Origin of the sequence: Micrococcus sp. KRD070 (assembly GCF_017168435.1) — a bacterium.
Classification (GTDB): domain Bacteria; phylum Actinomycetota; class Actinomycetes; order Actinomycetales; family Micrococcaceae; genus Micrococcus; species Micrococcus luteus.
Genome location: NZ_JABFNH010000002.1, coordinates 34,872 through 60,306, shown reverse-complemented (window position 1 = coordinate 60,306; position 25,435 = coordinate 34,872). Strand labels below are relative to the sequence as shown.

The window sequence follows — 25,435 nt, the reverse complement described above, 5'->3', positions numbered from 1 at the left end:
CGGCGCGCGTGGCAGAGGCGCGCCGACATGACGAAGGCCCCGCTCCAGCAGGAGCGGGGCCTTCCGATCGTGCGCCCAAAGGGATTCGAACCCCTGACCTTCTGTTCCGTAGACAGACGCTCTATCCAGCTGAGCTATGGGCGCATCATCCGATCCGCCGGAGCGGCTCGAACTCGTAGAACACTACAGGACCTCGCCGGCGAAGTGCAAATCGACGGTCTGCGGCGGTCTGTGTCGGGGGTGTGGCGGGGGCGCGGCCATGATAGCCGGGCTCGGGTACCATGGCAGGACCGTGCGGCCACAACGATGTGGTGCGCGCTTCGGCGGTGCACGCATCGGAGTGGACGGGACGGAACGGCCCCGGACCCCAATGGGAGGACTCTCCACCATGGCTGACAACGCCACCACCTCGTTCGCGGATCGCGCCCTGGCGGACGCGCCCACGGACTACGCCCAGCTGCGCGAGTGGGTCGCTCAGATCGCAGAGCTGACGCAGCCGGACTCCGTCCAGTGGGTCGACGGCTCCGAGGAGGAGCGCGACCGCCTCGCGGACGAGCTCGTGGCGGCGGGCACCCTGACCCGCCTGGCCGAGGACAGGTTCCCCCACTCCTTCGCCGCGTTCTCCGATCCCGCCGACGTCGCCCGTGTGGAGGACCGCACCTTCATCTGCTCCGAGAAGGAGGAGGACGCCGGCTTCACCAACAACTGGATGGACCCGGCGAAGATGCACGGGATCCTCGACGACGCGTTCACCGGCGCCATGCGCGGCCGCACCATGTACGTGATCCCGTTCGTGATGGGCCACCTCGACGCCGAGGACCCGAAGTACGGCGTGGAGATCACCGACTCCGCCTACGTGGTCCTGTCGATGCGCATCATGGCCCGCATCGGCCAGGACGTGCTGGACAAGATGTCCCGCGAGCAGGCCTTCTACGTGCCGGCCGTGCACTCCGTGGGCGCCCCGCTGGAGCCGGGCGAGCAGGACGTGCCGTGGCCGTGCAACGAGACCAAGTGGATCGTGCACTTCCCCGAGGAGCGCTCCATCTGGTCCTTCGGCTCCGGCTACGGCGGCAACGCCCTGCTCGGCAAGAAGTGCTACGCGCTGCGCATCGCCTCCGTGATGGCCCGGGACGAGGCCTGGCTCGCCGAGCACATGCTGATCCTCAAGCTGACCAACCCCGAGGGCCGGTCCTACCACATCACCGGCGCCTTCCCCTCGGCCTGCGGCAAGACCAACCTCGCCCTCATCGACCCCACGATCGAGGGCTGGAAGGCCGAGACCCTGGGCGACGACATCACCTGGATCCGCGCCGGCAAGGACGGCGAGTTCCGCGTGATCAACCCGGAGACCGGCTACTTCGGCGTCGCCCCCGGCACCGGCTGGTCCACCAACCCGAACGCCATGCGCGCGATCTCCAAGGGCAACTCCATCTTCACCAACGTCGCCCTCACCGACGACGGCGGCGTGTGGTGGGAGGGCATGACGGACGAGGTCCCCGAGCACCTCACCGACTGGCGCGGCAACGACTGGACGCCCGAGTCCGGCACCCCGGCCGCCCACCCGAACTCCCGGTTCTGCACGCCCATCGAGCAGACGGACATGCTGGCCGACGAGTACCGCGACCCGCGGGGCGTGAAGCTGGACGCCATCCTGTTCGGCGGCCGCCGCAAGACCACCGTGCCGCTGGTGACCGAGGCCTTCGACTGGGAGGACGGCATCCTCAAGGGCGCCACCCTCTCCTCGGAGACCACCGCGGCCGCCGCCGGCGCCGTGGGCGTCGTGCGCCGCGACCCGATGGCCATGCTGCCGTTCCTCGGCTACGACGCCGGCGACTACCTGGCCCATTGGGTCAGGGAGTCCGGCAAGGCCGACCCGGAGAAGCTGCCGCGCATCTACCTGGTCAACTGGTTCCGCCGCAACCGCGACGGCGGCTTCGCCTGGCCCGGCTTCGGCGAGAACTCCCGCGTCCTGAAGTGGGTCGTGGAGCGCCTCGAGGGCAAGGCCGAGGCCGAGGAGACCCCGATCGGCTTCACCCCCACCCCCGAGTCCCTCGACCTGACCGGCCTGGACGTGTCCGACGCGGACCTCGAGGACGCCCTCAAGGTGGACCGTGAGGAGTGGGCCGAGGAGAACGAGCTCATCGAGCAGTGGCTCGGCCGGTTCGGCGAGTCCCTGCCCCAGGCCATCCGCGATCGCTTCGAGGCCCAGAAGCGGCGGTTCGCCCAGGCCTGACCGGCCCGGCCGACCACGACGGCCCCCCACCTCCGCGCTGAGGTGGGGGGCCGTCGTCGCGCCCGGGGTGACGCCGGGGTGGGTGAGCCGTCTCCCACTGCCGCCGGATTTCCTGCGCTCTTGCTCTGACGTGGACGTCCTTTCAGAATCTCGTTCGGTTTCCTCCCAGGAAACGAGGCGTATAAATGTGCCCGTGCGTGGGCCGTTCCGACCCCGCCGGGCACACCTCATGAAGGAGCACACATGCATCTGCAGCCCAAGGACCTCGAGAAGCTCCTGGTGGTGGTGGCCGCCGACCTGGCGCGCCGTCGCCAGCAGCGCGGCCTCAAGCTGAACCATCCGGAGGCGATCGCGATCATCACCTATGAGCTGATGGAGGGCGCGCGCGACGGCCGCAGCGTCGCCGACCTCATGAGCTGGGGCAGCACCATCCTCACCGTCGACGACGTCCAGGAGGGCGTGGCCGACATGATCTCGATGGTCCAGGTCGAGGCGACCTTCCCCGACGGCACCAAGCTCGTCACCGTCCACGACCCCATCCGCTGAACCGGACCCAGGAGGAGACCATGAAGCCCGGAGAGTACGTCCTCGCCGACGCCCCCGTCGTCTGCAACCCCGGCCGTGAGGCTGTCGAGCTGTCCGTCACCAACCGGGGCGACCGCCCCGTGCAGGTCGGCTCGCACTTCCACTTCGCCGAGGCCAACCGCGCCCTCGACTTCGACCGTCAGGCCGCCCTCGGCTGCCGCCTGGACATCCCGGCCGGCACCGCCGTGCGGCTCGAGCCCGGCGACGAGACCACCGTCAAGCTCATCCCCCTCGGCGGCGACCGCGTCGTCTACGGCTTCCGGGACATGGTCGACGGTTCGCTCGACCCCCACGAGGCAGCCGGCCTCCACGCCGCGCCCGCCGCTCCCGCCACCCCGGCCCGTCACGAGTCCGCCGCGGGCGACGCCCCGTCGCCGCTGAAGGAACGCGCCGGCTTCGACAACGAGACCCGCTGAGTCCGCAGAGAGGACACACCATGAGCTTCGAGATCAGCCGAGAGCAGTATGCGAGCCTCTACGGACCCACCACCGGCGACGCGATCCGCCTGGCGGACACCGAGCTGTTCGCCGTCGTCGAGGAGGACCTGACCACGCCCGGCGAGGAGGCCGTCTTCGGCGGCGGCAAGGTCATCCGCGACGGGATGGGCCAGAACAGCCAGCTCGTCCGCGACGTCGGCGTCCCCGACCTGGTGATCACCAACGTCGTGGTCATCGACTGGACCGGCATCTACAAGGCCGACATCGCCGTGCGCGACGCGCACATCGTGGCCATCGGCAAGGCCGGCAACCCACACACCATGGACGGCGTAGACATCGTGATCGGGGTGGCCACCGACGTCATCTCCGGCGAGGGCAAGATCCTCACCGCCGGCGGCATCGATACCCACGTGCACTTCATCAGCCCGGACCAGATCGAGACCGCGCTCTCCTCCGGTCTGACCACCATGATCGGCGGCGGCACCGGTCCCTCCGAGTCGTCGAAGGCCACCACCATCACCCCCGGCGAGTGGAACATCCACACCATGCTCCGCTCGTTCGAGCACTGGCCCATGAACTTCGGCCTGCTCGGCAAGGGCCACGGCTCCTCCATCTCCCCGATGGCCGAGCAGATCCGTGCCGGCGCCATCGGCCTGAAGGTCCACGAGGACTGGGGCGCCACGCCGTCGTCCATCAACACCGCCCTGCAGGTGGCGGACGAGTACGACGTCCAGGTGGCCATCCACACGGACACCCTCAACGAGTCCGGCTTCGTGGAGGACACCCGCGCCGCGATCGACGGCCGCGTGATCCACACGTTCCACACCGAGGGCGCCGGCGGCGGCCACGCCCCGGACATCATCGAGCTGGCGCAGTATCCGAACATCCTGCCCGCCTCCACCAACCCGACCCTGCCGTACACGACGAACACGGTCGAGGAGCATGTGGACATGCTCATGGTGGCGCATCACCTGAACGCGGACCTGCCGGAGGACGTGGCCTTCGCTGACTCCCGCATCCGCCAGGAGACCATCGCGGCCGAGGACGTCCTGCAGGACATGGGCATCTTCTCCATGACCTCCTCCGACTCCCAGGCGATGGGCCGCGTCGGCGAGGTGCTGATCCGCACGTGGCAGGTCGCGGACTCCATGAAGCGTCAGCGCGGCCCGCTGCCCGAGGACGAGGGCACCGCGGGGGACAACCACCGCATCAAGCGCTACGTGTCGAAGTACACCATCAACCCCGCCATCGCCCACGGCATCGCCGATTCGGTCGGCTCCGTGGAGGTCGGCAAGTTCGCCGACCTCGTGCTGTGGGAGCCGCAGTTCTTCGGGGTGAAGCCGGACCTGGTCATCAAGGGCGGGCAGATGGCCTACGGGGTCGTGGGCGACCCCAACGGCTCCATCCCGACGCCACAGCCCCGCTGGTACCGCAGGTCATTCGGCGCGTACGGCCAGGCCGTGCACACCTCTGCCATCACCTTCATGTCCGAGGCGTCCATCCGGGCCGGCGTGCCGCGCGCCCTGGGGCTGCAGAAGACCATCCGCGCCGTGCACGGCATCCGCGACCTCACCAAGGCGGACATGCGCCACAACGGCGAGACGCCCCGCCTCGAGGTGGACCCGGAGACGTACGAGGTCTGCGTGGACGGGGAGCCCGTCACGTGCGAGCCGCAGGACGTCCTGCCCATGGCCCAGCGCTACTTCCTGTTCTGAGAGAGGGGACCGCATGATCGTCACCGAGATCCTCGGCAACGTCCACGACGACGCCGGCGCCGCCCTAGTGGGCGACCGCCACCGGGAGCAGGTGCACCTCGAGGGCTCCGCCCTCGTCAAGCGCATCCAGCGGCTGCGCACCGACCACGGCAACGAGTACGGGCTGCGTCTGCCCGCCGGGTCCCCGGACCTGCGGGACGGCGACATCCTGACCGTGGACGACGAGGGCGAGCGCGGCAACGCCGTGATCGTGCGCGTGCTGTCCACGGACGTGCTGGTGATCTCGGCGCGATCGCTGCGCGAGATGGCGTTCGTGGCGCACAGCCTGGGCAACCGGCACCTGCCGGCCCAGTTCTTCGACGCGGACGGGCCCTTCGGCCGGGACGCGATGGTGGTGCAGTACGACCACACCGTCGAGGACTTCCTGCGCGCCCACGACGTGCCCCACGAGCGGCAGGAACGCGTCATGGACGTGCCCTTCCGCCATGCCGAGCACACCCACTGACATGGCCGGGACCACCCCCACGGCGACGCCGGGCGTCCCGTCCGGCGTCGCCCTCCTGGGGATGCTGCAGCTGACGGACTCCGCGCTGCCCACGGGCGCCTTCAGCCACTCCCTGGGCCTGGAGACCTACATGAGCGACGGCCGGGTCGAGGGCGAGGAGGACTTCGCCGCCTGGCTGGAGATGTTCGTGGAGCAGCAGCTCACGTTCACGGACGCGCTGGCGGTCCGCCTGGTCTACGCGGCGGAGGACTTCGACTCCGTCGCGGACCTGGACGAGCTCGTCACCGCGCAGGCGCTCCCCGCCCAGATCCGCGAGGCGGGGCGCACGATGGGGCGGCGACTGCTGCGCATCGGCGCCCCCGCCTACCCGGGGGACTGGGTCCGCCGCTACCACGAGGGGGTCGAGGCGGGCACGCTCGACGCCCACCAGGCCCTCGTCTGGGGCGTCATCGCCCGGGAGATCGGGGTGCCCGTCGAGGAGGCGGTGGCCGCGCACCTGTACGCCTCCGTCATGTCGCTGACGCAGAACGCCGTCCGCGGCATCCCGCTGGGCCAGGACGCGGGCCAGCGGGTCGTCCGCCGGGCCCAGGAGTGGGTCCTGCGGGCCGTCGAGGTCTCCCGTGGCCTCCACCCCGACGACCTCGGGGCCATCGCCCCGGGGCTGGAGATCGCCCAGATGCGGCACGAGCGGCAGCGCGCCCGCATGTTCATGAGCTGAGCGGCCCGCGCACCGCACCGGGCCGTGCCCCGCGCGGGGCACGGCCCGGCACCACCGACACACACAGAAGGAGAACACCATGGATCCCGTGATCATCGGCATCGGAGGCCCCGTGGGGGCCGGCAAGACCCAGCTCGTGGAGCGCCTCACCCGCGCGATGAGCGAGGAGATCTCGATGGCCGCCATCACCAACGACATCTACACGATCGAGGACGCCAAGATCCTCTCCCGCACCTCGGTGCTCCCGGAGGAGCGGATCGTGGGCATCGAGACGGGCGGCTGCCCCCACACCGCCATCCGCGAGGACACCTCCATGAACGAGGCGGCCATCGAGCAGCTCAAGGCCCGTTTCCCGGACCTGCAGGTGATCTTCGTGGAGTCCGGCGGCGACAACCTCTCGGCGACCTTCAGCCCGGAGCTCGTCGACTTCTCGATCTACATCATCGACGTCGCCCAGGGTGAGAAGATCCCGCGCAAGGCCGGCCAGGGCATGATCAAGTCGGACCTGTTCATCGTCAACAAGACGGACCTGGCCCCGTACGTGGGCGCCGACCTGTCCGTCATGGAGTCCGATTCGAAGGTGTTCCGCAAGGACCGCCCGTTCGCCTTCACGAACCTCAAGACCGACGAGGGCCTGGACGTCGTCATGGACTGGATCCGCAACGACGTGCTGATGGCAGACCTTGGCTGAGGGCCTCACCGGCGAGCTGCGCCTGCGCGTCGCCGTCCGCGGCGGCCGCTCCGTGGCTGCCCGGCAGTTCCACCAGGGGGCGCTGCGCGTGCTGCGCCCCCATTACCTGGACCGGTCCGGGCAGGTCTCCTACACCGTGATCAACCCCGGCGGCGCCTACTTCGGCGCCGACCGGTACGGGATCGAGGTCGACGTCGAGGAGGACGCCTCCCTGCTGCTGACCACGCAGTCCGCCACGAAGGTCTACCGCACCCCGCAGGGCCCCGCCCGGCAGGACATGACCCTGCGGCTGGGACCCGGCGCCGTCCTCGAGTACGTGCCCGACCAGCTGATCGTGTACCGGGGCGGGTCCTATCTGCAGGACACCCGCGTGGTGATGGACCCCTCCGCCTCCGTGCTGCTGGCCGAGGTGATCACCCCCGGGTGGTCTCCCACCGCCGAGCCGTTCCGCTACGACCGGCTCGGCATGCGCACGGAGGTGACCGTCGATCCCGGCGGGGACCCCCGCCGGCTCGTCGTGGACCAGCTCCGGCTCCACCCCGCGGAGGGTCAGGGCCTGACCGGGATGGGCATGCTCGAGGGCCACTCCCACACCGGGCAGCTGCTGGTCGCTGACCGTCGGCTGGACGCGGACCTCGTCGCCGAGCTCACGGAGGTCGTCGACGCCTCGGACACGGTCTCCGGCATCACCCGGGCGGGCACGGGCCGCGCCCACGGGGTGGACTGCGTGAGCGTGCGCTCCCTCGCCGCCTCCACCGCCCGCATCACCGCCCTGCACCACGCGCTCGCGGACCTGCTCCGTGCCCGCTGGCGGGACCAGTCCCCGCTCGCCCTGCGCAAGTACTGACCCACCCCATCATCCGTGCCCGCCGAGGAGGAGGACCCCCTATGAGCCATGCCGTCCCGACCGCCGTGACGCCCCACAGCACAGCCGCCCCAGAGCGACCGCTCCGGGTGCGGGTGGCGGCCGTCTACGCAGTGGTGGTGGCGCTCCACGTCCTCGCCGCGGCGCTGCTGCTGGGCGGGTACGGCGGAGCGTCGCCCTCGCCCGTGCTCCTGGCCGCGCTCGTCACCGCCTACGGGGCGGGGCTCAAGCACAGCTACGACTGGGACCATATCTCCGCGATCGACAACTCGACGCGCAAGTTCGTCTCCGAGGGCGGCAGCCCGGCCGGCGTGGGCCTGGCGTTCAGCCTGGGCCACTCCCTCGTGGTGACGCTCGCGGCGGTCCTGGCCGTCGCCGGGGCGGGGCTCATGCAGGGGGCCTTCGCCGACGGGTCGCCGGCGAACCGGGTGCTCGGACTGATCGGCACCGGCGTGTCCGGTGGCTACCTGCTGCTGCTCGGCGTGTACAACGGCGTCTCGGCGCTGCGGCTGCGTCGGGCGTCCGCAGTACGGCATCCGGGCCCGGCGGAGGAGCCCACGGGTCTGGTCACGCGCCTCCTGCGGGCCCCGCTGCGCCGTGTGCGCTCCCCGCGGGACATCTTCGTCATCGGGTTCCTCTTCGGCCTGGGCTTCGACACGGCCACGACCATCGGCCTGCTGCTGCTGGCCGTGTCCGTCTCCGCCGCCGGCATCCCCCTGGTGACCCTGCTGGCGCTGCCGGTGGCGTTCACCGCCGCCATGACGCTCTGCGACACCACCAACGGGTTGGGCATGATGCGGCTCTACTCGAGCGCTCTGCAGCAGTCCGAGCGCCGACGCCGCTTCAACCTCGTCGTCACCTCCGTGTCCGCGGTCTCGGCCCTGTTCATCGCGGTGCTCACCCTCGGCGCGTTCGTCCATGAGCTGCTGGGTCTGACGGACCCGGTGACGACCTGGCTGGCGGAGGTGGACCTCGGCCACGCGGGACTGGCGCTCGTCGGCGTCTTCGCTCTCATCTGGCTGTGCGCCGCCCTGCTCGAGCACCGGCACGGCCGGGTCCGCCCCGTGGGGGATGCGGCATGACGACGTCGACCACGGCCCCGTCCCGATCCCCCCGTGCGCCGCGCCCCCTCGGGACGGCCCTCCGCACGGTGCTGCGCGGGGTGTCCCAGATCTTCTTCCTGGAGAACTCCCTGAGCGGCGCGCTGATCCTGGGCGCCCTGGCGCTGATGCACCCCTGGGCGGCGGTGACGACGGCACTGGGCTCCGCCATGCAGGCGCTGTGCTCGGCCGTCCGGCACCCCGACGAGACCGAGGACGACCTGCGGGCCCGGGCGGTCGTGCTCGGTGACGAGGCGCGGCACGGGATCATGGGCTACAACGGCGCGCTCGTGGGGGCCGCCGCGGCGCTCGTCTTCGCGCCCACCCCCCTCACAGCCGTGCTGGCCACGGTGGTCGGCGCCGCGGCCTGCGTCCCCGTGCACGTGCTCGTGGCCCGGCTCTTCGCGACCCGGCCCCTGCGCTCCGCGGGACTCCCGGTGTCCACCGCCCCGTTCTGCCTGACCGCGGGCATGCTGACCCTCCTCACGGCCGACCTCGCCGGGCCCTCCGCCCCGCTGACCTCATCCGGGTCCCCGTGGCCCGGTCTCGGCCTGGGGCTGCTCAACAGCTTCGCGGAGGTGGTCCTGGCGGACGGCGCCCTCCCGGGCGCGCTGATCCTGGCGGCCCTCTTCGTGGGGTCCTGGCGGGTGGGGCTCTACGGGCTGTTCGGCGCGGTGGCCTCCTTCGCCGCGGCCCGTCTCATCGTGGGGCACGAGCTCACGGACGTGTCCACGGGCCTGTGGGGGTACAACTCCGTGCTCGTCGCCATCGCGCTCGGCGCGGTGGTCCAGGGGCTCGGCGGCTGGCGACGGCGGGTGCCGCTCGTCGTCGTCGGCGTGGCGCTGAGCCTGGCCTTCCAGCACGTGCTGGTGGAGACCGCGATCCCGGTGTTCACCTGGCCTTTCCTGCTGGGCATGTGGGCCACGCTGCTGCTGGTCGCCGGGGCGCGGCGGGCGGCCGGCCGGGGCTGAGACCCGACGTCCGGAGGAGGGCCGGATCAGGCGGCGAGCCAGAGGTCCGGGCCGAAGATCTCGTAGCGGATGGACGTCGCGGGCACGCCGGCGTCGATCAGCTTCGAGCGGGTGGACTGCATGAACGCGAGCGGGCCGCAGAGGATGACCTCGGCGCCGGAGGGGAGCTCGATCTCGGAGGGGTCCATGCGGCCCTCGTGGACGGTGATGCCCTCGGGCGCCTGCTCCGGGGCCACGCCGAGCCACAGGTGGGCCTGGGCGTTCGGCAGCGCGGAGAGCGACTCCGTGAGCTGCCCGAGCAGGGCCACGGACTCCAGGGAGGCATCGGCGTGCAGGACGACGACCTCACGGTCGGACCCCTGTTCGGCCAGCGAGCTCAGGATGGAGGCGGCCGGCGTGATGCCGATGCCGGCGGTCGCCAGGACCAGGGGAGCGGTGGAGTCCTCGTACTCGAGGGTGATGTCGCCGTAGGGGTTGGACAGCTCGATGACGTCGCCGACCTCCACGTTCTGGATGAGCACGGGCGAGACCTCGCCGCCCTCGTCCAGCTTCACGGTGATGACGCGCTCGGTGGCGGACCCGGCCTTCTCGGAGAGGGAGTACTGGCGGCACTGGCGCAGGCCGTCCTCGACCTTCAGTCGTACGGACACGTAGCCGCCGGCCTTGCCGCGGGTCTGCGGGGTGTCGTCGGCCGGCTCGAAGCGGAAGGTGACGGCCGCGTTGCCGGTGGGCTCCTTCGCGACGACCTTCCAATCCGTCCACATCCTGTCGTTGGCCTGCTGGGCGTAGAGGCCCTTCTCGATCTTGATGAGGGCGTCGGCCATGAGCCAGTAGACCTCGGTCCAGGCGTCGGCCACCGCGGGGGTGACGGCGTCGCCGAGCACCTCGCCGATGGCCCAGAAGAGGTTCTCGTAGACGATCGGGTACTGCTCCTCGACGATGCCGAGGGCGGTGTGCTTGTGGGCGATGCGGGACAGGACGGCCTCGGGCAGGGTGCCCGGGTTCTCGAGCAGGTGCACCGCGAACTTCACGATGGATCCGGCGAGGGCCTGGGCCTGCTCGCCGTTGCGCTGGTTGGCGCGGGAGAAGACGCCGTCGAGGAGCTCGGGGTGGGCCTCGAACATGTGGGCGTAGAACAGGGGCGTGATCTCCGGCATGTGCTCGGCGACGACGGCGGCGGTGGCCTCGATGACGGGGCGGGACTTCTCGGACAGCACGGGGGTCTCCGTCTCCTCGGTGGGGAATCTTGCGCCGATTTTGCCAGATTACACCCGGCCGTCGCCGCCGGGAACTCGCCCCCGGCCCGTTCCGTCAGCGCGCCACGGGGATCTCCGGCAGGCCCAGCAGCACGGGCCCGCCGACAGGCCCAGCGCTCACCAGATCCCGGATCCGCACGGTGTCGAGCTCGGCGAGGAAGGCCTCGCGTGCGCGGTGCAGGGCGCCGCGCAGGCGGCAGTCGCCGGCGTAGGGGCACGCCACCCCGGAGTCGCGCCCGGCGCAGTCGATCACCTCGTCGCGGCTGCTCAGCGAGCGCACGAGCTCGCCCACACGCTGGTCCAGACCGGCCGCGGCGATCATGGCCCCGCCGTGCCGACCGCGCAGCACCTCGATGGTCCCGCGGCGGCGCAGCTCGGCGACCGCCTTGATCACGTGGTTGTAGGGCACCTGGATCCGGTCCGCGATCTGCTGGCTGGTGAGCCGTTCGCCCTCGGCGGCCGCGAGCGTCATCAGCACCCGCAGGCAGACGTCGGTGTAGGCGCTCAGCTTCATCCCCCCATCATCCCACCGGTGCACGGCCCCGCCGCGCCTGCGGTGTCCGGGCCGGTTGGCATACTGACGCCATGGACGCCACCTCGCACCCCGACGCCGGCCCCCGCCTCCCCGAGACCTCCGCACCGGGGGGCGACGCCGCGCTGCACGAGGAGGCCCTGGCCGTCCTGCGTCGGCTCGTGGACCGGCCGGACGCGCGATTCAAGGACGGGCAGTTCGAGGCGATCGAGGCGCTCGTGGCCCACCGCCGCCGCGCCCTGGTGGTGCAGCGCACCGGCTGGGGCAAGTCCGCCGTGTACTTCGTGGCCTCCCTGCTGCTGCGCGCCCGCGGCGCAGGGCCCACCCTGATCGTCTCCCCGCTGCTCGCGCTCATGCGGGACCAGGTCGCGGCCGCGGCCCGGGCGGGCGTGCGCGCGGTGTCCGTGAGCTCGGCGAACGCCACGGAGTGGGACGAGGTCCGCGCTCGGCTCGCGGCGGACGAGGTGGACGTGCTGCTGATCTCGCCCGAGCGCCTCACGAACCCCCGGTTCCGGGACGAGCAGCTGCCGGACCTCGTGGCGCGCATGGGCCTGCTCGTGGTGGACGAGGCCCACTGCATCTCCGACTGGGGCCACGACTTCCGGCCGGACTACCGCCGCATCCGGGACCTGATCGGGCTGCTTCCCGCCGAGGGGCCGCGCGCGGTGCCCGTGCTGGCCACCACCGCCACGGCCAACGCCCGTGTGGTGGCGGACGTGGTGGAGCAGCTCGGCGTCGCCTCCGAGCAGGACGTGTTCGTGCTCCGCGGCCCCCTGGCCCGCGCCTCGCTGCGCCTGGGCGTGCTGCGCATGCCCAGCCCGGCCGCGCGCCTGGCCTGGCTCCTCGACCACCTCGAGGACCTGCCGGGCTCCGGGATCGTCTACGCCCTCACCGTCTCCGCCGCCGAGGACACGGCGCGCGCCCTGCGCGAGGCGGGGCACGAGGTGGTCGCCTACACGGGCCGCACAGACCCGGAGCGTCGCGCCGAGATCGAGGAGGACCTCAAGGCCAACCGGGTGAAGGCCGTCGTGGCCACCTCGGCGCTCGGCATGGGCTTCGACAAGCCGGATCTGACGTTCGTGGTGCACCTCGGTGCGCCGGGCTCGCCCGTGGCGTACTACCAGCAGGTCGGCCGCGCCGGCCGTGGGACGGACCACGCGGACGTGCTCCTGCTGCCCGGGCCCGAGGACCGTCGCATCTGGGAGTACTTCGCCACCGCCTCCATGCCGGACGAGGAGCAGGCGCGCGCCGTGCTGGGGGCGCTCGCGGACCACGGCGGGGCCCTCTCCGTGGCGGCGCTCGAGCCGGACGTGCGGATCAAGCGCACCTCCCTGGAGCTGCTGCTCAAGGTCCTCGCCGTGGACGGGGCGGTCGAGCGGGTGGGCGGCGGCTGGCGCGCCACCGGGCGGGAGTGGACGTACGACGCCGAGCGGTACGCCCGCGTGGCCGAGGCCCGCCGGGCCGAGGAGCGGCTCATGCTCGACTACCAGACCACGGACCGGTGCCGCATGGAGTTCCTGGCCCGCACCCTGGACGACCCCACCGCCGCGCCGTGCGGCCGCTGCGACGTCTGCGCCGGCCCCTGGTACCCCACGGGATCGGACGGGGCGGCGCGTGAGCGCGCGGAGGCCGCCCTGCGCCGCACCGGTGTGCCGATCGAGCCCCGTCGCATGTGGCCCTCGGGCATGGACCGGCTGGGCGTGCCCGTCAAGGGGCGCATCGCGCCCGAGTCGCAGGCCGAGGAGGGTCGCGCGCTCGCCCGCCTGACGGACCTCGGGTGGGGCACCGTCCTGCGGGACCTGCTGGACCGGGAGGACGCCCCGGTGCCGGAGGAGGTCCTGCGGGGCGCCGTCGACGTCCTGGCCGGCTGGGGGTGGCGGACGCGGCCGATCGCCGTCGTCGCGATGCCCTCACGCACGCGCCCGCAGCTGGTGGGGTCGTTCGCCGAGGGGATCGCCCGGATCGGCCGGCTGCCGTTCCTCGGCTCGCTCGAGCACGCGCGCGGCGGCCCCACGGCCGGGCCGGGCGGCAACAGCGCCTACCGGCTCGGGTCCGTGTACGGCCGGTTCGCCGTCCCCGAGGCGATGGCGCAGATGCTGCGCACCGCCCCGGACGCCGGCCGCCACGGCCCCGTGCTGCTGGTCGACGACCTCGTCGACTCGCGGTGGTCGCTCGCCGAGGCCGCGCGGGTGCTGCGCGAGGCCGGCGCCCAGGGGGTGCTGCCGCTCGTCCTCGCCCAGGCCGGATGAGCCGCCGCGGTCAGCGCTCCGCGCGGACGATCGCCAGCACGGCGTCGCGGAGCGCCTCCATGGTGGCGGCCGTGCGGGCCTCGCCGTTGTAGCGCAGGAACGGCTCCGTGTTGGACGGGCGGAGGTTGAACCACCACGTGCCGTCCTGGGCGGCGACCGTGGTGCCGTCCATGCGGGTCACCGTGGTGGCCACCCCGGCGAAGTCCTCGTGTACGGCCCGGCCCTCGCCGACGCCCTCGCCCACGGCGGGGGCGAACTGCGCCACCACCGCGGCCACGGCGGCGTCCTTGTCCGCGACCTGCGAGTTGATCTCTCCGGAGGCCACGTACGGCTCGTACTCCTCGGCCAGCTCGGACAGCGGCTGCTCCTGGCCGCCCAGGGCCGCCAGCACGTGCATGGCCGCGAGCATGCCGGTGTCCGCGTTGAAGAAGTCGCGGAAGTAGTAGTGCGCGGAGTGCTCACCCCCGAAGACGGCGGACTCGGCGGCCATGACCGCCTTGATGAAGGAGTGGCCCACGCGGGTCTCCACGGCCCGGCCCCCGTCGGCCGCCACGAGCTCGGGGACGGCGCGGGAGGTGATCAGGTTGTGGATGACCACGGGGGTCTGCTCACCGTCGGCCTTCGCGCGGGCGATCTCGCGGCGGGCCACCAGGGCGGTGACCGCGGAGGGGGAGACCGGGGCGCCCTGCTCGTCGATCACGAAGCAGCGGTCGGCGTCGCCGTCGAAGGCCAGGCCGATGTCCGCGCCGTGCCCCACGACGGCGGCCTGCAGGTCCCGCAGGTTCTCCGGCTCCAGAGGATTGGCCGGGTGGTTCGGGAAGGTGCCGTCCAGTTCGAAGTAGAGCGGCTCGATCTCCAGCGGCAGGGCGGCCAGCTCGGCGTCGCCGAGGACGGCCGGGGTGGTCTTGCCCGCCATGCCGTTGCCCGCGTCCACCACGACCTTCAGGCGGCGCACCCCCGTCAGGTCCACGAGCGAGCGCAGGTACGCGGCGTAGCCGGGGAGGATGTCCTCCTCCGTCACGGTGCCGGTGGTCTCGGCCGCGGGGATCTCACCGGCGTCGAGGTACGCCTGGGCCGCGTCGCGGATCTCGAACAGCCCGGTGTCCGAGGAGACCGGCACGGCGCCGGCCTGGGCCATCTTCATGCCGTTGTACTCGGCCGGGTTGTGCGAGGCGGTGAACACCACGCCCGCGGCCTGCTTCACGCCCGCCGCGTAGTAGAGCATGTCCGTGGAGATCAGCCCCAGGGTGACGACGTCGGCGCCGCGGCGCGTGGCGCCCTCGGCGAAGGCCGTCATGAACGCGGGCGAGGAGGGGCGCATGTCCCCGCCGACCAGCACGGTCTGACCGGCCAGGCCCAGCACGTCCACGAAGGCCGCGCCCACCGCGCGGACGCTCTCCGCCGTGATGGACTCGCCCACGATGCCGCGGACGTCGTACGCCTTGAAGGAGTCGTGCAGGTCGAGGGAGGGGGTCGAGGTAGTCACCCGACCGATCGTAGTGGACAGCCTGGATACAGTGAGGGCGTGCCCCCGACCACTCCGCCCCCGAGCGCGGGGCCCCCGGCCGTCCCGCCGTCGGGACCCGCGCCGGCCGCTCCCGGGGAGCCCGCGTACCGCAGGCTGCTGATCGGGCTGTTCCTGGCGGGGGTGGCCACGTTCGCCCAGCTCTACTCCCCGCAGGGCCTGCTGCCGCTGGTCAGCGACGACCTGGGCGTCCCCGCGGACCGTGCCGCCCTGCTCGTCTCCGCCAGCACACTCGGCCTCGCCCTGTCGGTGGTGCCGTGGTCCGTGGCCGGGGACCGGTGGGGCCGCCGACGCGCCATGGTGGTCTCGATGGTCTCCGCCAGTGCGTGCGCGCTCACGGGCGTCCTCGCACCCACGTTCGAGGCCATGCTGGGCCTGCGCCTGCTCGAGGGCATGGCGCACGGGGGTGTCGCGGGACTCGCCGTGGCGCTGCTGGCGGAGGAGGTGGTCCCGCACGCGGTCGCGGCGGCCGCCGGCACCTACATCGCCGGCACCACCCTCGGCGGGCTCTCCGGCCGGCTCCTCGCCCTGCCCGTCGCGGAGGCGTCCTCGTGGCGCGGCGGGATGCTGGCCGTCACCGTGGTCGGGGTGCTGTGCACGGTCGGCTTCCTGGCGATCACGCCGCGTGCCCGACGTTTCACGCCGTCGCCCACCTCCCCGGCGACGCTCGTGCGCATCGTGCGCGGTCACCTGCGCTCGCCGGAGCTCGTCGCCGTCTACCTGCAGGGGGCGCTGCTGATGGGCGGGTTCGTGGCGCTGTACAACTTCGTGGGGTACCGCCTGCTCGACCCGCCGTTCTCCTGGACGCCGACGGCGGCCGGCCTCGTCTTCCTCGCCTATCTCGCGGGCACGTGGTCGTCGCCGCGCGCGGGCCGGCTGGCCGCGCGGGTGGGCCGGCTGCCCGTCCTGGCCGGCGCGACGGCGGCCATGGCGGCGGGCGTCGCCCTCACGTCGGTCCCGCATCCGGCGGTGCTGGTGCCCGCCCTCGTGCTCGTGACGGGCGCGTTCTTCGCCGCCCACGCCGTGGCCTCCGCGTGGTCCGGGACGGCCGCCCCCACGGGCCGCGCCCAGTCGACCTCCCTGTACAACTTCGCGTACTACGCCGGCTCGAGCCTCTTCGGCTGGCTGGGCGGCGTGTTCCACGAATCCCACGGGTGGCCGGGGACGGTGCTGATGGTCCTGGCCCTGGTGCTGACCGCCCTGGCGAGCGCCGTCGTCGTGCTGCGCGGGCGCGGGACGGCCCCGGCGCGCTGAGCCGGGGCCGTCGTGGGGGCGGGTGTCAGCGGGCCGACCCGCGGGTCACCAGCCGAGGGCCTCGGCATCCGTGCCGGTGGCGGACCGGGCCTGGTCGCGCCAGGCGGCGAGGACCTCCGGGTCCTGCAGCTCGAGCCACGCGATCATCTGCTGGTAGGTCACGCAGTAGGTGTCCTCCTCGACGCAGACCTCGCGCATGACCTTCTCCACAGCCGGGTTGAACGCGTTGAGACCCCAGTCGTTGAAGTGGTTGCCGAAGACCAGCGGGGCGCGGTTGCCCGCGAACGCCGAGTCGTACATGTAGCGGTAGGTGCGGTACTGGAAGTCGGTGAGTCGGGCGACGTCCTCCGGGATGTCCTTGCCGCCGTTGCCGGAGATCCAGAAGTTGTAGTCCATCGCCATCACGAACGGGCTGGCCGCGTCCTTCTCGGCGAGCACGGGGGACCAGGTCATCGGCATCTCGAACTCCCAGATCCCGTCCTCCTGGTAGGGCCAGGCGACGCCGGAGGCGGCCGCGGCACGCGACGTGTCGTACTCGAGTCCGTTGTCCTTCCACATCGGGACGAGCTGGTCCCACTCCCCGTCGAGGCAGGGCAGACGTCCGCCCTTGACGTCGTCGGGGGTGACCTCCAGCGCCGGCAGGGAGCTGCCCGGGTTGTAGGCGCCGGGGTCGGAGAGGATGTCCGTGAACGAGCCGTACTCCTGCTCCCATTCGGCCGTGGACCAGTGGTCTGCGCCGTACCTCGTGGGCGCGCACAGGTGACCCGCGTAGTGGGTGCCGATCTCGTGGCCGGCGGCGTGGGCCGTGTTGATGTTCTCGATGCGCTGCGCCACCTCGGCCTCGTCGCCGCCGAACTCCGTGCCCACGTAGCCGGGCTCGTTGCCGGGCGCCGTGTAGTTCTCCCGGTTGGCGGTCTCGATGAGGTTGATCGCGGACTGGAACACCGTGAACTTCGCGTCGGAGTCCGCCGCCGCGTCCAGGAAGGTCTTCCAGCGAGCATCCTGACGGCCGCCGTCGAAGGAGAAGAGGACGAACTGCGGCGGGCGCTCCTCCGCCGTGAAGGCCCGCATCGGCACGCCCTCGTGGGAGCGGGCGGCCAGGGCGAGCGCGGGGTCCGCGGGGTCTGCGGCGGCCGACGGCGAGCCCCCACCGGACGACGCCGCAGCCGGCGAGGAGGCCGCATCCGAGGACCGTCCCTGTGACGACGAGGCCTCGGATCCGTCCGCAGATGCGGGCGACGAGACGGCCGCGTCCGTGGCGCCGGAGGACCCGGCCGCCGTCCCCTCGTCCCCCTGCGGGGCGGCACAGCCGGCCAGCACGAGGGCCAGGGCCACCGACGTCCCCCACCAGCGGCGTCGCCGGGGCGAGGGGGTGTCGACGGTGCGGGCGGACCGGCGGGGGAAGGACATGCGGTCTCCTGGCTCGGTCGAGTGGCGGGCGGAGTGTCTCCTCCATGGCCGCCGTGACCAGACACGGAGGACTCCACGTTCCACCGTAGGGGAGGCCCTCGGTGACTCTGGAGCCCCGGCAGAACTGTGACCAGGTTGTGATGTGGCGCCGCGGCTGCCGACATGGCCCTCGCGGGCCACATCTAGACTGGAGGCATGGAATATCTCGTCCCTGTCCTCGCGGTGGTCGTCATCGGCGCCCTCGCGTTCGCCGCCGCCCGGTGGATGTCGGCCGGTCGAGCGCGTCAGGCGGCGGACCAGCGCACGCCGTCCGGTCGCGGGCTGGACATCGGACCGGAGCGGGCGCGTCTGGCAGCGGGGCTGCTGGACGAGGACGCCCATCGGCGCGTGTACGGGCACATCGCCCAGAGCCGCGTGATGGAGGCCGTGCGCGACTACCGCGCCCACACGGGACGCGGCCTGAAGGACGCCGTCATGGACGTGCAGTCCCTCGCCGTGCATCCGCAGGTCTACTCCGAGCCGGTGCAGGAACCGGACGCCACGTCCGCCGGAGTCGCGGGGCCCGTTCCCGGCGGCCATGGGGAGCCCCATCGGGACGACGCGGCCCCGGCCGACACCCCCGGGCCGAAGCGGCCCGGACAGGATTCGAGCGGGCGGGGGGAGCCGGACGCCCAGACGCCCGATCGCGAGACCTCTGACGCCGTGGCCGAGGACGACGCCCGGCAGGACAGCGACCACGCCTCGGCCGCGCCGCGTCCGACGGCGCCGTCCGCCGACGAGTTGACGACCCTGACCGTCCCGGCCGAGTGGACCGCCGCCCCCGCTGAGGAGGAGCTCCCCTTCGAGGTCGAGGTGATGCGGGGGACGGAGTCCGTCCGGCTCTCCTCGCGGGACCTGCCGCCGTGGCTGCGCGACCAGCTCGCCGCCATGGTGCGGGACGGCAACCTCGAGTCCGCCGCCGTCCAGCTGTCCAGCCACTCGGAGCTCTCCGTGCCGGAGGCGTACGAGCTGCTGCGCCGCATGCGCGAGCGTCGCGGGGAGGGCTAGTTGTTGCGGGTCATGAGGTTCTTGGCACGAGGGCCGGACTGAGATGAGACGAGTGGGCCTCTCCCGCAGGATGGAAGTTCCTACACCACCCATCCGCGCAAAGAGACCCACTCATGACTCACGCTAATGCACCCCTGACTCCCACCGGCCGTCTCAGGATGGTCCACCGCCACCTGCACGACGGCATCCCGCAAGCCCATGTCGCCGCCGAGTTCCGGGTGAGCCGGCCCACGGTGGCCACCTGGGTGGCCCGCTACCGCGCCCAGGGAGAAGCCGGCCTTCAGGACCTGCCCAGCCGGCCGCACCGTTCACCTGCCCAGCTCGATCCCGAGGTGGTGGCTCAGATCCAGACCCTGCGTCGCAGGGAGAAGTGGTCGGCCCGCCGGATCCATCACCACCTCGTCTCCGAGGGCCACCGGGTGTGTCTTCGTACCGTGGGACGGTGGCTGCACCGGGCCGGGCTCTCCCGGTTACGGGACCTGACCCCGGCCGGGGAAGACCTGCGCCAACGACCCCAGAAGATCACCGCGAGAGGGCCGGGGCACATGGTGCACCTGGATGTGAAGAAGATCGGGAAGATCCCAGACGGGGGCGGCTGGCGCACCCACGGACGTGAAAGTGAAGCAGGCCGTGCTTCCAAGCGTGGTGCCGGCCGGCGGGTCGGGTACACCTACCTGCACTCGGCGATCGACGGGTACACCCGCCTGGCGTACACCGAAGCGTTGGAGGATGAGAAGGCGGTGACCACGATCGGGTTCTTCTGCCGGGCGAGGGCGTTCTTCGCCGCCCACGGCATCACCGTGGACCGGGTGGTCACGGACAACGGGAACAACTACCGGGCCGTGGACTTCACCGCCAAGGTGGTCTCGCTCGGGGGCCGGCACCACCGGATCCGCCCCTACACCCCGCGCCATAACGGGAAGGTCGAACGGTACAACCGGCTGATGGTCGATGAGGTCCTCTACGCCCGCCCGTATACCTCAGAGACAGCTCGGCGTGAGGCGCTGGCCGTGTGGGTGAACCACTACAACTACCATCGGCCTCATACCTCCTGCGGGGACGCCCCTCCGGCCTCGTTGGCCCCGGCCCGAGTCAACAACGTCATGCCCTCTTACAACTAGTCACCAGCCGGTCGGTATGTCAGGTCCCCGCGTACAGACGCGAAGAGGGCCGGAATCGCGTGGATTCCGGCCCTCTCTGGCGGAGACGGGGGGAATATCCTCCGACCCGCATGATCTAGCGGATTTTGGAGGGTCGGCGCACGGTCTGACTACTTGGTGACAGAAAGGCCCCGGCGCGGTTGCAGCCGCCCGGGGCATGGCCACCACGAACTAGGACGTGATGACGTGCCTCAGCCTACCCGTACCCTCCCCAGCATCCTCCAGCCCGTCGCCCGCGCCGTCACCTACACGGCGGTCACGGTGGCGGGCTTCTTCATGCTCTCTTGGCCGTCGATCTTCACGGGGGCGATGTGAGCATGGGCGGCTACCACCACGACAAGGCGGCCCGACTGCTCGCCCAGGTCGGCGCGCACCCTGACGCGGACCCGGCCCCGCTGGCCCAGGCTGCACGGGACGCACACGGCGACATGCGCGCCGGGGTGATGGTCGGCCCTGACGGGACGATCCACGCGCACACGATCCGCGACGCACGCGGCACGCACCGGGTCCACGAGACGGGCGCGGAGTGGGCGGCGGACCTGTGGGCCGCTCGCCAGCGCCGCAGGATCGGCCCCACCGTCCACGTGCCCCTCTGGCGGGTGTTCTCCGGCCCCGCGTGACCTAGTGGCCCCTTCTTCACGAGGGGCCGCGTACTGCCCGCCTGGCGCGTTCCAGGTGGGCGGCACGAGGTCACAGCGTGAACCTCCAGCGTCTATAGCCCTCTGTGCTGCCAATCATGAGGGCGCGGTGACACCCCTCCCGAATCGTCCGAACCGCCGGGCGAGGGAACGCCAGTGCACGGCGAGTCCTAGGGCCGCACGAGAGACACCCGCCGATCGGCGGGGGTCTACTCGGCGTGGGCAAATGCTGCTGAGTGGGGGCGGAGGGCGGCGGGTTTTCTGGGATGAGGGACCGGGAGACCTGTGCCCGTAGGGCTCCGCTAGCCCCGTAGGGGCCAGGCAACCACCTACCTAGTCCAGCCCTCGCAGTAGAACACCACCACCGGAAACACGAATGGCCCCGACCCCCCGCGATGGGAGGGCCGGGGCCATTGTTTCTGTTCACGCTGTGGACAACTCACGCCCACGTCGTCAGGCTGCGCTAGGTTGTCCTCAGCGCCGCCCGCCGCATCCCCCCTCCGCTGGCCCGGCGGCGTTAGGTGTCCCCGGCCAATTCCGTTTCAACGCCGGGGGCACCGTCACGCCCGGGCGGCGGCGCGGACGATCCGCTCCACGTTCCCCGCCTCGGACAGCGGGAAAGTCACCTGATTGACGATGCCCCCCGAGTCCAGGCTGTATCGCTCGCGCAGCCGGGCCGCGATCCGTTCACCCGCCGGGGTCGCACTGGAGAATCGGACGAACGCACCACCCTCACGAATGGTCCGTGAATGATTCACATCGCCCGCCGGATTGTCCCGCAGCAACAAGTATGCATTCAGGTCCAGCTCCCGCAGGGCGGGGCCGAAATCCTCGCACGACTCCGACGTATTCACATCTGCCGCCGCGAACGCGGCCACCACCGGGGCTACACCGGCGTCAATGTCCACCGTGGTCCCGTCCTTCAACGTGACAGGTTTCGTCGCGTGGATCGTGTGATGGCGGGCGCAGAACTTGCAATCACACGCGGCCAGCTGAGGATTCATGATCTCAATCAGGTTGCGCATATTTACGCTCAGATCACGGCTGACGCTCCATTCCCAGCCGTTCAGATCCACGAGGTCAGCAGGGTCGAGCACGTCGTCCACGTCCTCAGCAGGCCACCTGAACGGGACAGGGGCGCTCTCCGGGTCCAGCAGCAGGCGCAGGAACCGCCCCGCCTGGCGCTTCTGCAAGCCGGTCGGATTCTCGCGGATGTAGGCCGCGTGGTCCGGGTAGGTGAGCATCTTCTCCACCTCCCGCCGGACCATCGCCAGCTGCCCGGCACACTGGCGATGCCCCTCGCCCTTGAACATGCGCGGCTCCTTCCAACCGCGCTCGTTCAGGGACCCGTCATGGTGGTAATAGCCCGGTGTGGTGATATGACAACGACAGGTCGCGCCCTCAGTCGTCAGGCGCTTCCAATGCTCTGTCAGGCTCTCGCGGCTGAACGTCGCATCGTCCCGGTTCGCGTCCAGCTTGTCCAGATTGGACGCCCGCCACGGGCATTCAGCGCAGGCCTTCAAGGCCCCAGCGGCCAACGGGATGGACTGGAGCGGGCGGGAGTAGTCGGGAGAATTGTGGGTCATCGTGTCTCATTTCGTGAATCAGTGGGAGTGATCTCTCAGGCGGAGTAGCCGAACGTGCTTCGGGTGGCGACCACATGCCCGCCCTGGGGGTATACATGCCATGTCGCCCACGTGCACCGGCCACCGCGGGCAGTCGCACTCAACGCCGTGAGCGCATGGGGATCACCAGGGAACGTGACGGATAGCCCGTCATGTGCGGCGACGTGCCGGGCTATCGCGGCCACAGCAGCAGGCAAATCATCCGGTCGATAGACCGAAGACGTAAACGCATATCCGGGGCGCGCGGCATGTCGCGGTAGGTGCGGACTCAGCCCCGGCAGGCATGCCAGCGTCTCAATGAGGCCCCCCACCTTCACTTGATGGGAGGCCCCCAGCACGCGCAACTCCAGGGGGCCACACTGTTTGACCGCTAACGCCTCTTGAATCGGCGTGGCAGTGCTGAACGTCAGATCGGATGGGGACGTGTCCACGAATGGCACGTCGGCCTGTGAGTGCGTCATAGCCGTTCCGTTCGGTAGGGGGAAACAATCGCCCCCGCCCGGCGTCGTGCCAGGCGGGGGCGGGATGGGGGTCTCATTTGGGGGCAGATGATGCCCGGAGGCCGGCCAGCACCTCGGGGTCACGCATCCAAGCCGTGAACGCGGCACGGTCCCATTCCCGCCGGAGCGTCACCCCGGCCACGCGCAGCCGGTACGGGACACCGCCCGCGCTCCAGACGCGCACCGGCCCGTGGGAGGTTGTGAATGAGCATTGCGTGAGCCGGTTCGGATCAGTCGCAGCGGGTATCACCGGGGCCACGAGGTCACGCCGGGCGAGCCTGCGTTCACTCACTGCGGACCACCCAACCCAACGCGAGCATCCCCGCCGGCGTGAGCCCCAGCTGTGCCCCTAGGTGGCGCATCTCCTGCGCCTGCCAGGCGGACGCGGTACCCCCATAGACCGCCGTGGCATGGACGATGTACGCGGCCACGGCGGCGATGAACGAGTCATCCCACTGCGTAGCCTGCGGCGACTGCCACAGGTTCTTCCACAGGGCGCGCTCTTCACGGGACCAGTCGCGCATTTTCGGCAGGGTCGGGACGGGCAGAGTGCAGCCCTCAGCGGGCAGCTCCGTGACGTTTGAGCGCGTTCCCGTGGCGCGCCGCCGCGAGTTCGGTTTGGTCGGATTAGGCATCGGGCCGGGCATTCCGGCACCTCCTTGCGTCGAATCGGTTAGGTCTATCTGCTCAGCCCGCACCTGGCGGACCCCACCGGCGGCCAGGAGTGCACCTTGCTGGCCCCCTCCCGGTGGGGGGTCGCGGTGTCACTCGAACAAATGCGCGCGTCGTCCGCCTGCCGCGTTGTTGCAGCGCGCGTGTGATGGTCCGAGATACTGCGTGCGGTCGTGGTCGTCGTGGTCCAGGTGCCAGGGTTCGCCGGGTGTGATGGGTCCGCCGCATCTCTGGCAGCAGATGCCGCCGCGGTTGACGCGCTCGGCCCATTCGGCGCGTGCCTTCTGGTGGTCGTGTCCGTAGCCTCGCGCCGTGGTTGTGCCCCGGCTCCGGTCGTATTCCTTGTTGTGCTCCGGGCAGTAGCGGCCCACTGCGACGTGTGGGCATCCATGCTTCGGGCAGATGCGTTTAGCGCGTGCCATGTCTGTTGCTCCTTGCAGTAGCGGCGACGGCCCACGCTGTGTGCGTGAGCCGTCGCCGTGTGCGTGGTGTGCGTGGTCAGCCCTGGTGAGTCGAGGGCAGCGGGAGGCCGTAGAACTCGGCGGATCGAATGCTGATGGTCTCGGCCTCCACGGCTGCGGCCACGTCCTCGGCGGTTGCCTCGTGGACGGGCACCCAGTGGTGGAGTCCGGCGAGGATGCCCTCCGGTCCGGGGCCAGCGTCGGGCGCGGCGTCGGGGACGGTCTGCCCGGTGTAGCTGTCCCGCCACTGGATATCCCTGTAGTGGAGGAACGGGGAACCGGGCACGTCGGGGTAGGTGACGACGCGCTCCACGTTCTCGCCCGCCTTGAACTCGGCCAGCGCGGCCAGGCGTGCGGCCTCGTTCTCGGCGTGCCGTTCAGCGGCGGTGGGCACGTACTTGTCCAGGGCGGCGTCGTCTCCGCTGATGCTGGCCTGGGCCGTGTCCTGCATGTTCTCGGCCCACTCATCGGCGTAGGTGAACGCCAGCCGGTCCAGGACGCGGCGGTGGTGCGTGTCGAAGTCGGCCCCGCCGGGGGCGCGGTAGTTCGCCAGGCCGGCGGGCAGCTCCTGCCCCAGTGCCACGGCAGCCTCGCGCAGCAGGGACCGGATGGACTCAGACCGGCGCGCAATGGACAGGTAGCGGGCAGTGGCGACCATGACCGGGTCGGCCTCCAGTGCGGCGATGAGGGCTTCCTGTGCCGCCTTCAGGTCGGCCCGGTTCTCCTCGGCCAGTCGTTCGATCCCGCCCGCGTTGAGCAGGTGGTGCGCGAATGCCCGGCGGCGGTCCTGGATGCGCTGGGCCTCGGCATCGCTCCGTCGCTGGAGTTCATCGCGTGCGGCTTCGGCCTCGGACAGTGCGGCCTCCACCTTCTTCTGTGCTGCGGTGCGCGCCTTCTGGGCTGCGTCGTTCACGGATGCGTGGGCCTGGTCGGCGGTCTGGGCAAGCTTGGTCAGCTGCTCAGTGGTCATCTCAGAGAGGGGGTTGGTGGTCATGGTGCGTGTCCTCCTTGGACGGTCAGTTGTGGTGCTCGGGGCGGGGGTTGATGGTGATTGAGTCGAGGGCGTCGGCGAGGTCGTGCGCTAGTCGGTGCCCGGCTTCGGGGGTGAGCATCTGGCGGGGTTTGCCCATGCTGAAGATGCCTACGCCGTCATGCAGCACGCCGTGTTCGTCGGTGAGTTCGACGCGCTCGGCGCGGATGGTCTGACTGATTTCGTTGTTGTGCGCCCACATGTGGGGGCGGGTGACGAATCGGGCGGTCATCGGTGGTCCTCGGGTGTGGTGGTG

At 71.3% G+C, this 25,435-nt stretch carries 26 protein-coding genes and 1 tRNA gene; 16 read left to right on the top strand and 11 right to left on the bottom strand.

What is annotated here, in order from left to right; all coding sequences use genetic code 11:
• Positions 1-70 precede the first annotated feature (70 nt).
• Positions 71-144 (bottom strand) — tRNA-Arg (locus tag J1M38_RS00705).
• 244 nt (positions 145-388) lie between these two features.
• Here J1M38_RS00705 and J1M38_RS00700 point away from each other — a divergent pair.
• From J1M38_RS00700 to J1M38_RS00655, 10 genes are all read left to right on the top strand, one after another.
• The gene (locus J1M38_RS00700) at positions 389-2,233 is read left to right on the top strand and encodes a phosphoenolpyruvate carboxykinase (GTP) (RefSeq protein WP_206481583.1); all 1,845 of its coding nucleotides are present in this window, start codon (positions 389-391) and stop codon (positions 2,231-2,233) included.
• A 243-nt stretch (positions 2,234-2,476) separates the two neighbouring features.
• Positions 2,477-2,779 carry an urease subunit gamma gene (locus J1M38_RS00695; protein WP_002854142.1) on the top strand — a complete coding sequence of 101 codons (303 nt, stop codon included), beginning with the start codon at positions 2,477-2,479 and terminating at the stop codon, positions 2,777-2,779.
• 20 nt (positions 2,780-2,799) lie between these two features.
• Entirely contained in the window at positions 2,800-3,234 is a 435-nt protein-coding gene (locus J1M38_RS00690) for an urease subunit beta (protein ID WP_098093639.1), read from the top strand.
• 20 nt (positions 3,235-3,254) lie between these two features.
• Entirely contained in the window at positions 3,255-4,970 is a 1,716-nt protein-coding gene (ureC, locus tag J1M38_RS00685) for an urease subunit alpha (protein ID WP_100056464.1), read from the top strand.
• Positions 4,971-4,983: 13 nt separating this feature from the next.
• Positions 4,984-5,475, top strand: a complete 492-nt coding sequence (ureE, locus tag J1M38_RS00680; protein ID WP_002854147.1) for an urease accessory protein UreE — start codon at positions 4,984-4,986, stop codon at positions 5,473-5,475.
• Position 5,476: 1 nt separating this feature from the next.
• Complete coding sequence (locus tag J1M38_RS00675; protein ID WP_036339822.1) at positions 5,477-6,193, top strand: urease accessory protein UreF; 717 nt, start codon at positions 5,477-5,479, stop codon at positions 6,191-6,193.
• 79 nt (positions 6,194-6,272) lie between these two features.
• Positions 6,273-6,884: an urease accessory protein UreG gene (gene ureG, locus J1M38_RS00670; protein ID WP_002854154.1), complete on the top strand. Its 612-nt coding sequence runs from the start codon at positions 6,273-6,275 to the stop codon at positions 6,882-6,884.
• The gene (locus J1M38_RS00665) at positions 6,877-7,731 is read left to right on the top strand and encodes an urease accessory protein UreD (protein ID WP_036339819.1); all 855 of its coding nucleotides are present in this window, start codon (positions 6,877-6,879) and stop codon (positions 7,729-7,731) included. Before ureG ends, J1M38_RS00665 begins: the two co-directional genes overlap by 8 nt.
• A 137-nt stretch (positions 7,732-7,868) precedes the next feature.
• Positions 7,869-8,831 carry a HoxN/HupN/NixA family nickel/cobalt transporter gene (locus J1M38_RS00660; protein ID WP_230260186.1) on the top strand — a complete coding sequence of 321 codons (963 nt, stop codon included), beginning with the start codon at positions 7,869-7,871 and terminating at the stop codon, positions 8,829-8,831.
• The gene (locus J1M38_RS00655) at positions 8,828-9,820 is read left to right on the top strand and encodes an urea transporter (protein WP_036339813.1); all 993 of its coding nucleotides are present in this window, start codon (positions 8,828-8,830) and stop codon (positions 9,818-9,820) included. Before J1M38_RS00660 ends, J1M38_RS00655 begins: the two co-directional genes overlap by 4 nt.
• A gap of 26 nt (positions 9,821-9,846) precedes the next feature.
• Here the strand turns inward: J1M38_RS00655 and J1M38_RS00650 are convergent, their stop codons facing one another.
• Together J1M38_RS00650 and J1M38_RS00645 are read right to left on the bottom strand one after the other, a co-directional pair.
• Complete coding sequence (locus J1M38_RS00650; protein WP_206481582.1) at positions 9,847-11,037, bottom strand: globin domain-containing protein; 1,191 nt, start codon at positions 11,035-11,037, stop codon at positions 9,847-9,849.
• 94 nt (positions 11,038-11,131) lie between these two features.
• The gene (locus J1M38_RS00645; RefSeq protein WP_036339809.1) at positions 11,132-11,590 is read right to left on the bottom strand and encodes an Rrf2 family transcriptional regulator; all 459 of its coding nucleotides are present in this window, start codon (positions 11,588-11,590) and stop codon (positions 11,132-11,134) included.
• Between the two features lie 71 nt (positions 11,591-11,661).
• Between J1M38_RS00645 and J1M38_RS00640 the strand changes: the two genes are divergently transcribed.
• Positions 11,662-13,857: a RecQ family ATP-dependent DNA helicase gene (locus tag J1M38_RS00640; RefSeq protein WP_036339806.1), complete on the top strand. Its 2,196-nt coding sequence runs from the start codon at positions 11,662-11,664 to the stop codon at positions 13,855-13,857.
• 10 nt (positions 13,858-13,867) lie between these two features.
• On the opposite strand, the gene J1M38_RS00635 is transcribed toward J1M38_RS00640, so the two are convergent.
• Complete coding sequence (locus J1M38_RS00635) at positions 13,868-15,343, bottom strand: phosphomannomutase/phosphoglucomutase (RefSeq protein WP_145032430.1); 1,476 nt, start codon at positions 15,341-15,343, stop codon at positions 13,868-13,870.
• Between the two features lie 141 nt (positions 15,344-15,484).
• Between J1M38_RS00635 and J1M38_RS00630 the strand changes: the two genes are divergently transcribed.
• Positions 15,485-16,636 (top strand): MFS transporter, encoded by a 1,152-nt coding sequence (locus tag J1M38_RS00630; protein ID WP_256748653.1) that lies wholly within the window; start codon positions 15,485-15,487, stop codon positions 16,634-16,636.
• Between the two features lie 45 nt (positions 16,637-16,681).
• Here J1M38_RS00630 and J1M38_RS00625 read toward each other — a convergent pair whose 3' ends face one another.
• Positions 16,682-18,046: a hypothetical protein gene (locus tag J1M38_RS00625; protein WP_206481581.1), complete on the bottom strand. Its 1,365-nt coding sequence runs from the start codon at positions 18,044-18,046 to the stop codon at positions 16,682-16,684.
• A gap of 195 nt (positions 18,047-18,241) precedes the next feature.
• On the opposite strand from J1M38_RS00625, the gene J1M38_RS00620 reads away from it, so the two are divergent.
• From J1M38_RS00620 to J1M38_RS00610, 4 genes are all read left to right on the top strand, one after another.
• Entirely contained in the window at positions 18,242-19,093 is an 852-nt protein-coding gene (locus J1M38_RS00620) for a hypothetical protein (protein ID WP_036316053.1), read from the top strand.
• A 113-nt stretch (positions 19,094-19,206) separates the two neighbouring features.
• Entirely contained in the window at positions 19,207-20,214 is a 1,008-nt protein-coding gene (locus J1M38_RS00615) for an IS481 family transposase (protein ID WP_101967259.1), read from the top strand.
• A gap of 225 nt (positions 20,215-20,439) precedes the next feature.
• Positions 20,440-20,568: a hypothetical protein gene (locus tag J1M38_RS12135; RefSeq protein ID WP_274608399.1), complete on the top strand. Its 129-nt coding sequence runs from the start codon at positions 20,440-20,442 to the stop codon at positions 20,566-20,568.
• A gap of 2 nt (positions 20,569-20,570) precedes the next feature.
• Positions 20,571-20,873: a hypothetical protein gene (locus J1M38_RS00610; protein WP_129867240.1), complete on the top strand. Its 303-nt coding sequence runs from the start codon at positions 20,571-20,573 to the stop codon at positions 20,871-20,873.
• A gap of 578 nt (positions 20,874-21,451) precedes the next feature.
• On the opposite strand, the gene J1M38_RS00605 is transcribed toward J1M38_RS00610, so the two are convergent.
• The 6 genes from J1M38_RS00605 to J1M38_RS00580 form a co-directional block, all read right to left on the bottom strand.
• A complete protein-coding gene (locus tag J1M38_RS00605) occupies positions 21,452-22,477 on the bottom strand; it encodes a hypothetical protein (protein ID WP_206481580.1) in 1,026 nt (341 codons plus the stop codon).
• Between the two features lie 35 nt (positions 22,478-22,512).
• Positions 22,513-22,977 (bottom strand): DUF2617 family protein, encoded by a 465-nt coding sequence (locus J1M38_RS12300; RefSeq protein WP_206481579.1) that lies wholly within the window; start codon positions 22,975-22,977, stop codon positions 22,513-22,515.
• Between the two features lie 323 nt (positions 22,978-23,300).
• Complete coding sequence (locus tag J1M38_RS00595) at positions 23,301-23,540, bottom strand: hypothetical protein (protein WP_200867919.1); 240 nt, start codon at positions 23,538-23,540, stop codon at positions 23,301-23,303.
• A gap of 240 nt (positions 23,541-23,780) precedes the next feature.
• Complete coding sequence (locus J1M38_RS00590) at positions 23,781-24,110, bottom strand: hypothetical protein (RefSeq protein ID WP_241246370.1); 330 nt, start codon at positions 24,108-24,110, stop codon at positions 23,781-23,783.
• 76 nt (positions 24,111-24,186) lie between these two features.
• Entirely contained in the window at positions 24,187-25,143 is a 957-nt protein-coding gene (locus J1M38_RS00585; RefSeq protein WP_206481578.1) for a hypothetical protein, read from the bottom strand.
• A 22-nt stretch (positions 25,144-25,165) separates the two neighbouring features.
• Positions 25,166-25,435: hypothetical protein (locus J1M38_RS00580; protein WP_206501144.1), on the bottom strand; the 270-nt coding region annotated here is incomplete at its 5' end.